Raw genomic sequence first — 14,880 nt, 5'->3', positions numbered from 1 at the left:
AGGCTCGCTCACTTCGTGTAGCCGCCAACCCCCGTCCGGGGGCGGCACCGGCGGCCTGGCGGAGCCAGTTCCGCGGTGCCCCGCGCTTCGTCAGCACTCGCAATGACCCCCGCATCTCCCCGGAGAGCCTCATGACCCCCAAAGTTTTCATCAAGACCTTCGGCTGCCAGATGAACGAGTACGACTCGGACAAGATGGCCGACGTGCTGCGCGCCGCCGAGGGCTACGAGCCCACCACGAACGTGGAAGAGGCCGACCTCATCCTTTTCAACACCTGCTCGGTGCGCGAGAAGGCCCAGGAGAAGGTGTTCTCCGACCTCGGCCGCATCAAGCACCTCAAGGCCAAGGGCGTGAAGATCGGCGTCGGCGGCTGCGTCGCGAGCCAGGAGGGCGACGCCATCATCGCCCGCGCGCCCTACGTGGACGTGGTGTTCGGCCCGCAGACGCTGCACCGCCTGCCCGAGATGCTGAGCCAGCGCGAGCGCGAAGGCCGCCCGCAGGTGGACATCAGCTTCCCGGAGATCGAGAAGTTCGACCACCTGCCGCCCGCGCGCGTCGAAGGCGCGACCGCCTTCGTGTCGATCATGGAAGGCTGCTCCAAATACTGCAGCTACTGCGTGGTGCCCTACACCCGCGGCGAGGAAGTGAACCGGCCGCTGGACGACGTGCTGGTCGAGATCGCCGGCCTCGCCGACCAGGGAGTGCGCGAGGTCACGCTGCTCGGCCAGAACGTGAACGCGTATCGCGGCACGATGGGCGACACCGCCGAGATCGCCGACTTCGCCACGCTGATCGAATACGTGGCCGAGATTCCCGGCATCGAGCGCATCCGCTACACCACGAGCCATCCCAACGAATTCACGCCGCGCCTGATCGATGCGTACGCCCGCGTGCCGCAACTGGTGAGCCACCTGCACCTGCCGGTGCAGCACGGCAGCGATCGCATCCTCATGGCGATGAAGCGCGGCTACACCGCGATGGAATACAAGAGCACGGTGCGCAAGCTGCGCGCGATCCGCCCGAACCTCGCGCTCAGCAGCGACTTCATCGTCGGCTTTCCCGGCGAGACCGACGAGGATTTCGCGAAGATGATGAAGCTGATCGACGACCTCGAGTTCGACGCCAGCTTCAGCTTCATCTTCAGCCCGCGGCCCGGCACGCCCGCCGCCGCGCTGCACGACGACACGCCGCATTCGGTCAAGCTCGCGCGGCTGCAGCAACTCCAGGCGGTGATCGACGGCAACGTCAAGCGCTTCGGCGAAGCCCGCGTCGGCACCGTGCAGCGCGTGCTGGTCGAAGGCGCGTCGCGCAAGAACGCGCGCGAGCTGATGGGCCGCACCGAGTGCAACCGTGTCGTCAACTTCGAGGGCGACGCGCGGCTGGTCGGCCAGATGATCGACCTGCGCATCACGAAATCGCTCGCGTATACCTTGCGAGGAGAAGTCGTGACCACCGAGTCGACGCAAGTCGGCCAGCCGGCGGTGACTGCCGGCTGATGGCGAAGTCGATGTCCGCGCGCGGCTCGTTCCAGCAGCTGCTGCTTTTCGCGTTTCTTCTCATCACCGCCTTGCTCGTGGGCGTCGCACTGCGTGCCGTCTTCCAGTACGACCTGCTCATGACGCAGAGCCGCGACGCGGCGGCACGCGCCCTCACGCTGTCGGGCGCGGCACAGTCGCTGGCCGAGCGCACCGCGGCGATGGAGCGCGCGGGAAGGCAGTCGCTCGTGCTCAACGACGCGGTGCTGCGCCGTCGCTTCGACGACGCGACGCGCGACGCCCGGCAGGTGCTGGACCGGCTCACTTCCAACGGGCTCGGCGCCGACGGCCCCCAGAAATGGCGCGAGCAGATGGAAGTGATCCAGGGCCTGATGAGCGGCGCGCCCGAAACGGCGCTCGCGCGCGAAAGCTCGATGGCGATGCAGTTCCGCGACCTCGACGCACTCAACACCAACATCGCGCAGCAGGCGCAGTTCCTCATCGAGACGCAGAACAACGCCTTGGCGGAGCGCATCGAGACCGCGCGCAGGCGGCTGATGCGGCTGGTGGTCGCGGCCAGCGCGCTGGCCGTGTCGCTCGCGCTGGCCTTCGGCGTGTGGCTCGCGCGGCCCTTCAAGCGGCTGCAGCGCGCGATCGTCGGCCTCGGCGAGAACCGGCTCGACGAACCGATCGACATCCGCGGCCCGTCGGACGTGCGTCGCGTTTCGCAGCAGCTCGAATGGCTGCGCCTGCGGCTGACCGAACTCGATGCCGACAAGGCACGCTTCCTGCGACATGTGTCGCATGAACTCAAGACCCCGCTGGCCGCACTGCGCGAAGGCGTCTCGCTGCTGGAAGACGGCGTGACCGGCCCGCTGAACCCCGCGCAGCGCGAGGTCGCGCAGATCCTGCAGCAGAACACCGTGGCGCTGCAGGGTCAGATCGAGGCCCTGCTGCGCTTCAACGCCGCCGCTTTCGAGGCGCGCGAACTGCGCCGCGAGCGCACCGCGCTGCTGCCGCTGATCGAGGAGCAGATCGAGGCGCAGCGCCTCCAATGGCAGGCCCAGGGTCTCACGGTGCGCGCCGAGGGCGAGCCGATCTCGGTCGTCGTCGACCGCACGAAGCTCGGCACCGCGATCGCCAACCTGCTGTCGAACGCGATCCGCTTTTCGGCACGCGGCGGCACCATCAGCATGACCGTCTCGGGCACCGCCGACGCCGCGGCGATCGAGATCGGCGACGCGGGCCCGGGCATCGCCGAGAGCGACCGCGACCGCATCTTCGAACCCTTCTATCGCGGTGAGCGGCAGCCCCAGCATTCGGTGAAAGGCACCGGTATCGGCCTGTCGATCGTGCAGGAGTACATTGCAGCCCACGGCGGTCGCATCTCGCTGCTGCCGGATGGGCCGGGCGCGCGCTTCCGAATCGAACTGCCGCGCACCGCCTGACGCCCACCGCCCAGTATCCCGATCCGATCCATGTCCTTCTCGATCTTCAGCAGGTCCGCCATCGCCATGACGCTCGTCGTGCCGGTGCTGCTGGCCGGCTGCAGCGCGCCGCCGCGCAAGCCAAAGCCGGAGCCCGTCGTGGTTCCGGTGCTGCCGCCGCCTCCCCCACCGATCACGCCGGTGGAGGCGGAACCGATCGCCCCGGCCACCCAGCCGGGCGGCATCTTCTCGCAGCTCACGCAGGGCCCCATGGGCGCCATGCTGGCCTACGCGGACAAGATCCGGCCGCTCGGTGCGCCCGAACTCGGGAACGAACTCAACCGCCTGGGCGAACTCGGCGAAACGCCCACGACGCAGATGCAGACCGCGCTGGTGCTCGCGCAGACCCGCAATCCGGCCGACCTCGCGCGTGCGCAGAGCCTGCTGCAGAAGGTGGTCGCGAATCCGTCGGCCGAAGCTCAGCCGTTGCAGCCGCTCGCACGCACGCTCGTGGCACGCATCGCGGAACAACGGCGGGTCGAGGAGGATCGAGACAAGCAGGCGCAACAGCTGCGCGACGCGCAACGGCGCATCGATCAGCTCAACGACCGGATCGAAGCGCTGCGAGCCATCGAACGAAGCTTCGCGCGTCCCACCAACCCACCGCCGGCCGCTCCGGCGGCCCATCCGAAACCTGCACCGTGAACAGTCCGGCACCGCACTCATCCACGCAGCCGTCCGCCACCGGGCTCGAAGGATCGCGCGGCGCCCGCCTCCTGGTCGTCGACGACGATCCGGACATGCTCCGGCTCCTGTCGATGCGCCTGACCGCGGCGGGTTACCAGGTCACGGCCGTGACCTCCGCCGAATCCGCGCTCACGCAACTGGAGATCGAGCACCCGCAGCTCGTGCTCAGCGACGTGCGCCTGCCCGGGCGGGACGGCCTCGCGCTCTTCGACGAAATCCGCAAGCGCCATCCCACGCTGCCCGTGATCCTGCTGACCGCGCACGGCACGATTCCCGATGCGGTCGAAGCCACCTCGCGCGGCGTCTTTTCCTATCTGACCAAGCCCTACGAGGGCCGCGAGCTGCTCGACAAGATCGCGCAGGCACTGGCGCTCGCCGCGCCGACCGAAGTGTCCGGCAAGGGCGGCGACGAGAGCTGGCGCGCCGAGATCGTGAGCCGCAGCAACCGCATGGCCGAGTTGCTCGCCGAAGCGCGCATGGTCGCCAAGTCCGACGCCAGCGTGCTGCTGCGCGGCGACAGCGGCGCGGGCAAGGAACTGCTCGCGCGCGCCATCCACCGCGCGAGCGCGCGGGCCTCCAAGCCCTTCGTGGCGGTGAACTGCGGCGCCATCCCGGAAGCGCTGCTCGAATCCGAGCTCTTCGGCCACGTGAAGGGCGCCTTCACCGATGCGGTCGCGAATCACAAGGGCCTGTTCCAGCAGGCCGATGGCGGCACGCTGCTCCTCGACGAGATCGGGGACATGCCGCCGGCGCTGCAGGTCAAGCTGCTGCGCGTTCTTCAGGAGCGCGCCGTGCGGCCGGTGGGATCGAGCCAGTCCATCGCGGTCGATGTGCGGATCATCTCCGCCACGCACCGGGACCTGGACGCCGCGATGGAAGCCGGCCAGTTCCGCGAGGACCTGTACTACCGTCTCAATGTGGTGACGCTCAGCCTTCCGCCGCTTTCCGCGCGGCGCGAGGACATTCCGCTCCTGGCCAACCACTTCCTGCAGCGACTGTCGGCCAAGTACGGCAAGCGGCTTTCCGGCTTCGCGCCCGAAGCGCTCAAGGCGCTGACCATGGCTTCGTGGCCCGGCAACGTCCGGCAGCTCTTCAACGTGGTCGAACAGGTGTGCGCGTTGTCGAGTTCGCCGCTGATCCCTTTGGCGCTGGTCCAGCGTGCACTTCGGGTTCCCAGTGTGGAGGTGCTCACCTACGCCGAGGCCAAGCAGCGGTTCGAGCGCGAATACCTGGTCGGCTTGCTCAAGCTGACCGACGGCAACGTAGCCGACGCCGCCCGCCTCGCGGACCGCAATCGCACGGAGTTCTATCGTCTGCTGCAGAAGCACGAACTGACACCCGGCCACTTCAAGGCCGAAGGGGTGTCGCAGCCCGGCGAGTCTGGTCGCTGACGAGCGACACCCCTAAGTCATTGATTTCATTGAAGTTTGACGGTCAGACTCGATCGCTTGTCGGGGTTTGACGACAAATCCGGGGGCTTTGGAGGGTTTCGGGGCCTCAAGCCCTCGGAAGGCACCGGGAAATCAGCCTAACTCATTGATTTGAAAGAGGTATTTCGAGCTGGCACAGGCTTTGCCCCTGTAGAGGCATGACAGCTCATTCCAGCCCCTCTTTCGCACTGCGTCCGCAGCGCGACGGCCTGCGTCAAAAGCAGTTTTCCCTCTCGCGCCCCCGCGCAGCGGGACATTCGCTGGCAGCTCTCGAGGCATCCAGCGGTATCGCGCCCGACTGCGTGTTCAAGCGCTTTCCGGCAATCGGCGACACGCCCTCCGTCCAGAAGCAACGGTGGTGAGTCGAGGATGAAGCCCAACGAATTCTCCCAACTGAAGGTACTGACGGACGCGGATTTCTCGCGCCGCAGCCTTCTTCGCGAAGAGCGCCATCCCAATTCGGTGACGGCGCCCCCCATCAACCGCGGTTCCATGACGCCCCGTCCGTGGCGCGGCTTCTGGAACAGCATCGGCACTGCGCTCCTGGTCAAGCTCGGCGTCGGCAACGCCGCCAAGGCAGCCGCCGCGCAGAGCAAGGCGAGCCGCGCGCCCCAGCAAGCGTGGCAGCGTGCCGCGGCCCAGCGTCGCTTCGCCTTCCTGGCGCTCGCGGTGCTGAGCACGGCCATCGCCTCGCTGCTCTTCGCCCGCGTGCAGCCCGACTACGACAACCTGTGGCTCGAGTACAGCCAGATCGCGCTCTACGGCGTGCTCTCCGGATGGGTCGTGACCGGATTCGTGACCGCCCTGATGGGCTTCTATGTCTCGGTGCGTGGTGACAAGCACGCGCTCTCGGCGAAGCAGGTGGCTCATCACCCGATGAACCCGGATGCGCGGACGGCGATCATCATGCCGATCTGCAATGAGGATGTGGCGACCGTGTTCGCCGGCTTGCGGGCGACCTGCGAATCGGTCGCAGCGACCGGCCACGCGAAGCAGTTCGACGTGTTCGTGCTCTCCGACAGCTACACGCCCGAGATCGCCGCTGCCGAGCGCGCCGCCTGGGAAGACCTGCGCGCCGCGCTGGCCGACAGCCCGAACCAGCCGCAGGTCGAGGTCTATTACCGCCTGCGGACCCGCCGCACGCACCGCAAGGCCGGCAACGTCGCCGACTTCTGCCGCCGCTGGGGCAAGGACTACCGCTACATGGTCGTGCTCGACGCCGACAGCGTCATGAGCGGCGACTGCCTGACCTCGATGGTCAAGCTGATGGAAGCCAACCCCACCGCCGGCATCATCCAGACCGCGACGCAGGCCATCGGCCACGTCACGCTGCATGCCCGCGCCCAGCAGTTCGCCTCGCGCATGACCGGCCGCCTTTTCACGCTCGGCATGCAGTTCTGGCAGCTCGGCGAATCGCACTACTGGGGCCATAACGCGATCATCCGCGTGCAGCCCTTCATGGAGCACTGCGCGCTCGCGCCGATCCGCGGCAAGGGCGGCATGTCGGGCGGCATCATGTCGCACGACTTCGTCGAAGCCGCGCTGATGCGCCGCGCCGGCTATCACGTGTGGCTGGTGGCCGACCTCGTCGGCAGCTACGAGCAGCAGCCGCCGGACCTCCTCGCCGAACTCCAGCGCGACCGCCGCTGGTGTCAGGGCAACCTGCAGAACGCGCGCCTGATGGCGGAGCCCGGCCTGCACTCGGTCCACCGCGCGATGTTCGTGACGGGCACCATGGCCTATGCGTCGGCGCCGCTCTGGCTGGCGTTCCTCACGCTGGGCACCGCGCTGTGGCTCACCGGTTCTAGCGTGGTCGAGCACTGGCTCGCGATGCCGATGGAACTGGCCGGTCTTTGGGTGTGGACGCTCTGCCTGCTGTTCCTGCCCCGCGTACTCGGCGTGGTGGCCGTGGTGCTGCGCAACGAGCAGCGCCAGTTCGGCGGCATCGGCGGCCTGCTCAAGAGCGCCGCGCTCGAAAGCGCCCTGGCGATCGTGCAGGCCCCGGTCCGCATGCTGGCCCACTCGCTCTTCGTGGTGGTGGCGCTCACGGGCATCAAGCTCGACTGGAAGTCGCCTCCGCGGGAAGCCGCTGCCGTGCCGTGGAGTATCGCGGTCCGGCAACTGGCGCCGATGACCCTGGTGATCGCCGCCCTCGCGGTCGGCGTGGCACTCATCGACGCCAGCGCGCTGACCTGGCTGATGCCGGTCGGCCTGCCGCTGCTGCTGGCGATTCCGCTGACGGTGCTGACCAGCCAGATCGCCCTGGGCAACTCGCTGCGCGATCGCGGCTTCCTGCTGATCCCCGAGGAATCGCGTTCGCCGGCGGTGCTGCGCCGCGCGTGGATGCATGCGGTGCGACTGGCGCGCCCGGCGACGGCCTGAGCCTGCCGCCTCCCGATGAAAAAGCCCGCAGTCGCGGGCTTTTTTCTTGGGCGGACACAGGTCCGTCGCCGCGACCTTGATGCAAGTCAGACAGCACCGCTCTCGAACCGCCTATCGTCGCGATCTTTGTCAAGAAGTCGGCGATTGATGTTTGAACCTGTCGAGCTGTACCGCGATGCCCATCATTGCTGCCTCATGTTCACCGACCTCGTCCGGGGCGAGCAGTCGGTCCAGGCGAACCAGTTCCTCGTCGTGGACAACGGCACCGGTGCCGTCCTCGACCCGGGCGGCAACCTGGGGTTCAACGAGCTGTTCCTCGGCATGTCCCGCCATTTCAGTCCGCAGCGGCTCTCCTATCTGGTGGCGTCGCACGCGGACCCGGACATCATTGCTTCTCTCGACCGCTGGCTGACCTCCACGCCGGCCAAGCTCGTGATCTCGCGAATCTGGGAGCGTTTCGCGCCCCACTTCACCAAGGTCGGCAAGACCGAGGGGCGCATCGTCGGCGTTCCGGATTCAGGCTGCCGGCTGCCGCTTGGCACCAGCGAGCTGTGGTTGCTGCCCGCGCATTTCCTGCACGCGGAGGGGAACTTCCATTTCTACGATCCGGTGAGCCGGATCCTCTTCACGGGGGACCTGGGCGTGTCGATGGTCTCGGGGCAGGAGGCGCGCGAACCGGTCGTCAGCCTGGCCGCGCACGTCCCGCGCATGGAAGGCTTCCATCGGCGCTACATGGTGTCGAACAAGGTCCTGCGCCTATGGTCGAACATGGCGCGGAAACTGGACATCTCGATGCTGGTGCCGCAGCATGGCGCACCGATCGCAGGATCGGCCATCGCGGAATTCTTCGACTGGGTCGACAACCTGCAGTGCGGCATCGACCTGATGGACGACCGGCACTACCAGGTGCCGACGGCGATGCTCTAGGGGCCGCGCGGTCAGAAGCGCGGCATTCCGCCACCGCCACCGCCCATGCCGGGCAGGCCTTTCATGCCGCCCATCCGCTTCATCATCTTCATGAGGCCGCCGCCCTTCATCTTCTTCATCATCCCCTGCATCTGCTCGAACTCGTTGAGCAGGCGGTTCACTTCCTGAACCTGCACGCCCGCGCCCGCCGCGATGCGGCGCTTGCGGGTGGCCTTCAGCAGCTCGGGCTTGCGGCGCTCCAGCGGCGTCATGCTGTTGATGATCCCTTCCTTGCGGCGGATGTCGCGCTCGGCGCGCGCCATGTCGGCGTCGGTGGCCTTGGCGGCGAGTTGCGTCGGCAGCTTGTCCATGATGCTGGAGAGCCCGCCCATCTGCTTCATCTGCTGGAGCTGCGAAAGGAAGTCGTTGAGATCGAAGCCCGCGCCGCTCTTGACCTTGGCCGCTAGCTTCTGCGCCGCCGCCACGTCGACGCCGGCCGTGACCTGCTCGACCAGCGCGACGATATCGCCCATGCCGAGGATGCGGCCGGCGTGACGCTCGGCGTCGAAGACTTCGAGCCCGTCGATCTTCTCGCTGACACCCGCGAACTTGATCGGCACGCCGGTGACCTGCCGCACCGAAAGCGCCGCGCCGCCGCGCGAATCGCCGTCGGTCTTGGTCAGGATGATGCCGGTCAGCGGCAGCGCGTCCTTGAAAGCCTTGGCCGTGTTGACCGCGTCCTGGCCCTGCATCGCGTCGACCACGAACAGGGTTTCGACCGGGTTCAGCGCGCCGTGCAGTTCCTTGATTTCCTGCATGAGCACTTCGTCGATCGCGAGCCGGCCGGCGGTGTCGACCAGCAGCACGTCGAAGAAATGGCGGCGCGCATGGTCGAGCGCCGCGCGTGCGATGTCGAGCGGCTTCTGGTCCGGCGTGCTCGGGAACCATTCGGCGCCGGCCTGCTTCGTCACGGTCTTGAGCTGCTCGATCGCGGCGGGACGGTAGACGTCGCCGGACACGGTCAGCACCTTCTTCTTGCGCTTCTCGATCAGGTGCTTGGCGAGCTTGGCGGTGGTGGTGGTCTTGCCCGCGCCTTGCAGGCCGGCCATCAGGATCACGGCCGGCGGCTGCGCGGCCAGATTGATGTCTGCCACGCCCTCGCCCATCGTGGCGGCGAGTTCGCGATTGACGATGCCGACCAGCGCCTGCCCGGGCTTGAGCGAACCGAGCACTTCCTGGCCCATCGCCTTTTCCTTGACGCGGGCGACGAAGTCGCGCACCACCGGCAGCGCCACGTCGGCTTCGAGCAGCGCCATGCGCACCTCGCGCAGCATGTCCTGCACGTTGCCTTCGGTGATGCGCGCCTGCCCGCTGACATGCTTGACGAGGCGGGAGAATTTTTCGGAAAGGGCAGTCGCCATGAGAGGACCTGGTTGCAAAAGCGGGGGAACACCGAGGAACCGGCTTGGCCGGGCCTCTGGTGTTGCCCCCGGCAGGGGGTGTCAGAGCCACACGAAGTGGGCGAGGCTGGGGGGCGAGCCTTTACACTCGATCAATGATTTTAGCGATCCCCTCCCCACTCGGCGTGGCGCTGGGCATCGCCACCGCCGTCGCCTATGGCATCACGGCCGCCGCGTCCTCCTGGCTCAGTCGGGCGTCCACCCAATGGATGCTGGCGCTGGCGTGGCTGCTGCACGGCTGTACTCTTGCCGACGGCCTCACCGGCGGCGGCCCGCGCTTCGGCTGGGCGCCGGCGATCTCCATGACGGCGTGGCTGGTGCTCACGGTGTACGGCATCGAAAGCCGCCTGTATCCGCAACTCAAGATCCGGCGCGCGCTCGCCGCCCTGGGCGCGATCGCCGTCCTACTGGCGGTGCTCTTTGCGGGAACGCCGCTGCATGTCGCAGCTTCGCCCTGGCTGCCACTGCACCTGGCGCTGGGCATCGCCTCGTACGGGTTGTTCGGCGCCGCGGTGATCCATGCCTGGCTCATGACCCGCGCCGAGCGGCAGATCCGCCTCGCGGCCGAAACGCAAAGCGGCGTGCCGCTGCTCACGATGGAAAGGCTGACTTTCCGCTTCGTCGCCGCCGGCTTCGTGCTGCTGTCGGCCACGCTGCTGGCTGGCATCTTCTTCAGCGAGACACTCTACGGCGCCGCCGTCCGCGCGTGGAAGTGGGACCACAAGACCGTGTTCTCGATCCTCGCCTGGGCCACCTTCGCCGTGCTGCTGATCGGCCGCGTGCGGTTCGGCTGGCGCGGCCGCACCGCCCGACGCGTTCTGTACGCGGGATCGGCATTGCTGCTGCTCGCCTACGTGGGATCGCGCTTCGTCCTCGAGGTCGTCCTGTCTCGCACGCCTGCATGAAATACCTCCTGGTCCTGGCCGTCGTCTTCATCGCCATCTGGTTCTGGCGCAAGGGCCGGCAGGAGGAGTTGCGCTCGCGCCCGCCGCCCCAGCCGACGCGTCCCGCCGTGGGCGCGCCGAAGGAGATGGTCCGCTGCGCACATTGCGGATTGCACCTGCCGGCGACGGACGCAGTGCGCGACAGCGCCGGCCGGATCTATTGCAGCGCGGCCCACCGCCAGGCCGCCGAAGCGCAGGGATGACCTCCTACCTCTGGTCACGCGGCGACCCGGCGACCGACTGGAGCTCGCTCGAAAAATTCATCAGCACCCAGAGCCCCGCCCAGCTGAGGCTCTGGCGCGGGTTCATGGCGGCGCGCTGCTTCGTCGCGGCAGTGCTGCTGCTGCTGCAGGGCATCGGGCTGGCGATCGGGGCCCAGCCGGCGAACCTGCCGGCGATCGCGCTTTCGTCGGCCTATGTGGTGGCCGTCCTGGTCGCCGCCCGCTATGCCCCGTTCAAGCCGATGCGTGGCCTCGGCGGCGCCTGGCTCTACACCATCGGGCTCGACCTCGTCGCGTACACGGCGCTCCAGGTGATGCAGGTGGGCGGCATCAACTACACGCCGCTCTTCGCGCTGCCGGTGCTCATGGGCGCCGTGCTCGGCACGAGCGCCGTCGGCCTCGGCACCACGGCTGCGGCCACTTTGCTGCTGCTCGGCCACGCCGCCTGGTACTGGGTGGAGCAGCCTTCGGACACCTCGCCGCGCATCGTGCAGGCTGCACTGTCGGGCACCGGTCTCTTCGTGGTGGCACTGCTTGCGCACGAACTCGCGCGACGGCTGACGCGCGAGGAAGCGCTGGCGCAGCGCAGCCGCAGCGCCGCGCAGATGCATGCGCTACTCAACGACCTCGTGATCGAGACGCTCAGCGAGGGCGTGCTGGTAGTCGACGCAGAGGGACAGGTCCACGCCGCCAATCCCGCCGCGGATGCCATCCTCGGCCAGGGCCTGGCCCGGATTCCGCTGCCCTTCGCGTTGAGTGCCCATCCGGCATGGGTTCCGCTGGCAGCCCTGGCCCGCCAGACCTTTGCGCGGCGATCATCCCAGGCCCGCGAGATTCCGATCGCACAGTCGCAAGGCACGCCGCGCGAAGTCCGCGTCCGCACGCGGCTCACCCAGTCCAGGGACATGCGTACCGAAAGCCTCTGCGTGATCTTCCTGCAGGATCTGCGCGAGCTCGAAGCGCGCATCCGCACCGAAAAGCTGGCGGCCATGGGGCGGATGTCGGCCGCGGTCGCCCACGAGATCCGCAATCCGCTCGCAGCGATCACGCAAGCGAGCGCACTCCTGGGCGAGGACCTCGTCGACCCGGCGCATCGCCAGCTCACCACGATGGTCCAGCAGAACGCGCAGCGGCTGGCGCGCATCGTCGACGATGTGCTCGACGTGGCGCGCGCCCGTCAGCAGCGCGTGCTGCCGCTGGACGAGCAGGTGAGCCTCGATTCGACAGTGCGCACGCTCGCGGAGGAGTGGGTGCTGCACTCGAAGCAGCAGGGCGTCCTGCTCTCCCTCGATGCGCCGGGATGCGACGTGCGCTTCGATGTCGAGCACCTGCGCCGCATCCTCGTGAACCTGCTCGACAACGCGGCGCGCTACGCCGGCGATCGCGAAGGCTCGATCCAGGTCGGTACCCGGGTCAGCCCCGCGGGCCGCGCGAGCCTGCAGGTCTGGAGCGACGGCGCGCCCCTCGAACCGGCGGTGCAGCGCCATCTGTTCGAACCCTTCTTCTCCTCGGAGAGCCGCTCCAGCGGGCTCGGGCTCTTCCTCTGCCGCGAGTTGTGCGAGCGCCACGGCGCCACGATCGGCTACGAGCGCAGGGCCCTCTCGCCAGGGGGCGCCGAGGGCAACGAGTTCTTCGTCGCATTTGCGCCCGCCGAAAGCCGGCTGACACAATAGGGCCGTGAGCACCCCCAACCCCAACGCATCGCGACCCGCGCAGATCCTCGTGGTCGACGACGAGCCCGACCTGCGCACGCTCTACGAGCTGACGCTGCTGCGCGAGGGCTACCGGGTCGAAGCCGCGGGGAGCGTATCGGAAGCCTGCGAGCACCTCGATGCCGGCCGCTTCGATGCAGTGATCACCGACATGCGGTTGCCCGATGGCCTCGGCATGCAGATTCTTCAGCGCATCCAGCAAGACCAGCGCAGCGAGCGCTGCGTGGTCATGACCGCCTACGGCTCGGCGGAGAACGCGGTGGAAGCGCTCAAGGCCGGTGCATTCGACTACCTCACCAAGCCGGTCGACCTGAAGCAGTTCCGTTCGGTGGTGGCATCGGCCGTGCAGGCACCGGCGCAGGTCGCGGCACCCAACCGGCCGACGCGCTCCGCGGAGACGATCGAACCCACGGAGGAGGCCGGCAAGTCGGCGCCTGCCATCGGCGGCAGCGGCGCGGCGGCGCTCGAGCGGCTGGTCGGCGAGTCCGAACCGATGCGGCTCGTGAAGGCGCGCATCGCCAAGGTGGCGCGCGGCATGGCACCGGTGCTGGTGCGCGGCGAATCCGGCACCGGCAAGGAACTGGTGGCGCGCGCGGTGCATGCCTGCAGCCAGCGCAGCGACGGTCCTTTCGTGGCAGTCAATTGCGGTGCGATTCCCGAAAACCTGCTCGAAGCCGAATTCTTCGGCGCGCGCAAGGGCTCCTATACCGGCTCCGCGCAGGACCGCGACGGCTATTTCCAGGCGGCGCGCGGCGGCACGCTCTTTCTCGACGAGATCGGCGATCTGCCGCTGGCGATGCAGTCCAAGCTGCTGCGCGCGATCCAGGAGCGCAGCGTTCGGCCGATCGGGTCGACGCAGGAAGACGCGGTGGACGTCCGCATCGTGAGCGCGACCCACAAGGACCTGCACGCGGAGGTGCAGGCCGGACGCTTCCGGCAGGATCTCTTCTATCGCCTCAACGTGATCGAGATCGCGGTGCCGGCGCTGCGCGATCGGCGCGAGGACCTGCCGGCGCTCTGCCATGCACTGCTCGGGCGCATCGCACGCGACGCCGGCATGCCGGCCCCGACGCTGTCGGCCGAGGTACTTCTGCAGTTGGCCGCGCATCCGCTGCACGGCAACGTCCGCGAACTCGAAAACCTTCTGCACCGTGCGGTGGCACTCAGCGAAGGCGACGTGCTCCATGTGGACCTCATGGGCACGACCACCGCGCCGGCGCCGCTCGAACGCACCCTCGAACCGCCGCCGGCTGCCGCGCCTCCAGCCGCGCAGGTCGCGCCGGCCGCACCTGCGCGCGCACCCGCCACGGTACCGCCCGACCTGCAGACCTACCTCGACGAGCAGGAACGACAGATCCTCGTGCGCGCGCTGCAGGAGACCGGCTTCAATCGCACTGCCGCCGCCGCCCGGCTCGGCCTGAGCCTGCGCCAGATCCGCTATCGCATCGCGCGTCTCGGCATCACGACGCCCCACGGCGACGACGCCAACGGCTTCGGCAGCGATGAATGAGCCGACCGACGGGCTCTGGCGTTCCGGCTGGTATCGCTTCGCGCGGCCCTTGCCGTCGCCCAACTTCGGGCCGAGACCGCCGGGCGCACGGATCGACCTGATCGTCGTGCACTCGATCAGCTTGCCGCCAGGCCAGTACGGAGGCGAGGAGGTGCAGGCGCTCTTCACGAATCGTCTCGACTGGGATGCGCATCCTTATTTCGAGAAGATCCGCGGCCTGGAGGTCTCGGCGCACTTCTATGTGCGGCGAAATGGCGAGCTGTGGCAGTTCGTCAGCTGCGACGACCGGGCCTGGCATGCGGGCGCCTCCTCATGGCGCGGCCGCTCGAACTGCAACGACGACTCGATCGGCGTCGAGCTCGAGGGACTCGAGGGCGAGACCTTCGAAAGCGCGCAGTACGAGACCTTGGCGAGCCTGTGCCCCGCCATCGCCCAAGCCTACCCGACCGCCTTCATCGCGGGCCACGAGCACATCGCGCCGGGCCGCAAGCAGGATCCGGGGCCGGGTTTCGACTGGCGCCTCCTGCGTGAGCAGCTGGGCTGGGACCGGTCGATGTTCCCGCCCGCCACGCTCGATCCCTGAAGATTTTTTCAATCGGCCAGTCCGCGGCGATGTGCGCATGCTGCGCCGCGGAAAATCCGCTATCGGCAAGTCGCACTCGCAGC

General features: G+C 68.3%; 12 protein-coding genes. 11 read left to right on the top strand and 1 reads right to left on the bottom strand.

The window, feature by feature from the left end:
- Positions 1-131: 131 nt before the first annotated feature.
- The 6 genes from miaB to WKW77_RS21165 all read left to right on the top strand — a co-directional run bounded on the left by miaB (position 132) and on the right by WKW77_RS21165 (position 8,388).
- Entirely contained in the window at positions 132-1,496 is a 1,365-nt protein-coding gene (gene miaB / locus WKW77_RS21190; protein ID WP_340358853.1) for a tRNA (N6-isopentenyl adenosine(37)-C2)-methylthiotransferase MiaB, read from the top strand.
- Positions 1,496-2,923, top strand: a complete 1,428-nt coding sequence (locus WKW77_RS21185; RefSeq protein ID WP_340358852.1) for a sensor histidine kinase — start codon at positions 1,496-1,498, stop codon at positions 2,921-2,923. The genes miaB and WKW77_RS21185 overlap by 1 nt, the downstream gene beginning before the upstream one ends.
- 30 nt (positions 2,924-2,953) lie before the next feature.
- Entirely contained in the window at positions 2,954-3,607 is a 654-nt protein-coding gene (locus tag WKW77_RS21180; protein ID WP_340358851.1) for a hypothetical protein, read from the top strand.
- Between the two features lie 71 nt (positions 3,608-3,678).
- Positions 3,679-5,040: a sigma 54-interacting transcriptional regulator gene (locus WKW77_RS21175; protein WP_340358930.1), complete on the top strand. Its 1,362-nt coding sequence runs from the start codon at positions 3,679-3,681 to the stop codon at positions 5,038-5,040.
- 408 nt (positions 5,041-5,448) lie between these two features.
- Positions 5,449-7,461: a glucans biosynthesis glucosyltransferase MdoH gene (gene mdoH / locus WKW77_RS21170; protein WP_340358850.1), complete on the top strand. Its 2,013-nt coding sequence runs from the start codon at positions 5,449-5,451 to the stop codon at positions 7,459-7,461.
- Between the two features lie 147 nt (positions 7,462-7,608).
- Positions 7,609-8,388 carry an oxygen-binding di-iron domain-containing protein gene (locus WKW77_RS21165; RefSeq protein ID WP_340358849.1) on the top strand — a complete coding sequence of 260 codons (780 nt, stop codon included), beginning with the start codon at positions 7,609-7,611 and terminating at the stop codon, positions 8,386-8,388.
- Positions 8,389-8,399: 11 nt separating this feature from the next.
- Here the strand turns inward: WKW77_RS21165 and ffh are convergent, their stop codons facing one another.
- Positions 8,400-9,788: a signal recognition particle protein gene (ffh, locus tag WKW77_RS21160; protein WP_340358848.1), complete on the bottom strand. Its 1,389-nt coding sequence runs from the start codon at positions 9,786-9,788 to the stop codon at positions 8,400-8,402.
- A 134-nt stretch (positions 9,789-9,922) separates the two neighbouring features.
- On the opposite strand from ffh, the gene WKW77_RS21155 reads away from it, so the two are divergent.
- From WKW77_RS21155 to ampD, 5 genes are read left to right on the top strand one after another with little or no spacing between them, the layout of a single operon-like run.
- Entirely contained in the window at positions 9,923-10,732 is an 810-nt protein-coding gene (locus WKW77_RS21155; RefSeq protein WP_340358847.1) for a cytochrome C assembly family protein, read from the top strand.
- On the top strand, positions 10,729-10,974 hold the full coding sequence (locus WKW77_RS21150) for a PP0621 family protein (protein WP_340358846.1): 246 nt from the start codon (positions 10,729-10,731) through the stop codon (positions 10,972-10,974). Before WKW77_RS21155 ends, WKW77_RS21150 begins: the two co-directional genes overlap by 4 nt.
- Complete coding sequence (locus WKW77_RS21145; protein ID WP_340358845.1) at positions 10,971-12,665, top strand: sensor histidine kinase; 1,695 nt, start codon at positions 10,971-10,973, stop codon at positions 12,663-12,665. Before WKW77_RS21150 ends, WKW77_RS21145 begins: the two co-directional genes overlap by 4 nt.
- Before the next feature lie 4 nt (positions 12,666-12,669).
- Positions 12,670-14,214, top strand: coding sequence for a sigma-54-dependent transcriptional regulator (locus WKW77_RS21140; RefSeq protein WP_340358844.1), 1,545 nt, complete (start codon positions 12,670-12,672; stop codon positions 14,212-14,214).
- Complete coding sequence (ampD, locus tag WKW77_RS21135) at positions 14,207-14,797, top strand: 1,6-anhydro-N-acetylmuramyl-L-alanine amidase AmpD (protein ID WP_340358843.1); 591 nt, start codon at positions 14,207-14,209, stop codon at positions 14,795-14,797. Before WKW77_RS21140 ends, ampD begins: the two co-directional genes overlap by 8 nt.
- Positions 14,798-14,880 lie beyond the last annotated feature (83 nt).

It is taken from the genome of Variovorax ureilyticus (assembly GCF_037889935.1).
Taxonomy (GTDB): domain Bacteria; phylum Pseudomonadota; class Gammaproteobacteria; order Burkholderiales; family Burkholderiaceae_C; genus Variovorax; species Variovorax ureilyticus.
Note: the sequence above shows the minus strand (reverse complement) of the source record. Positions and strands in the feature narration are given on the sequence as shown.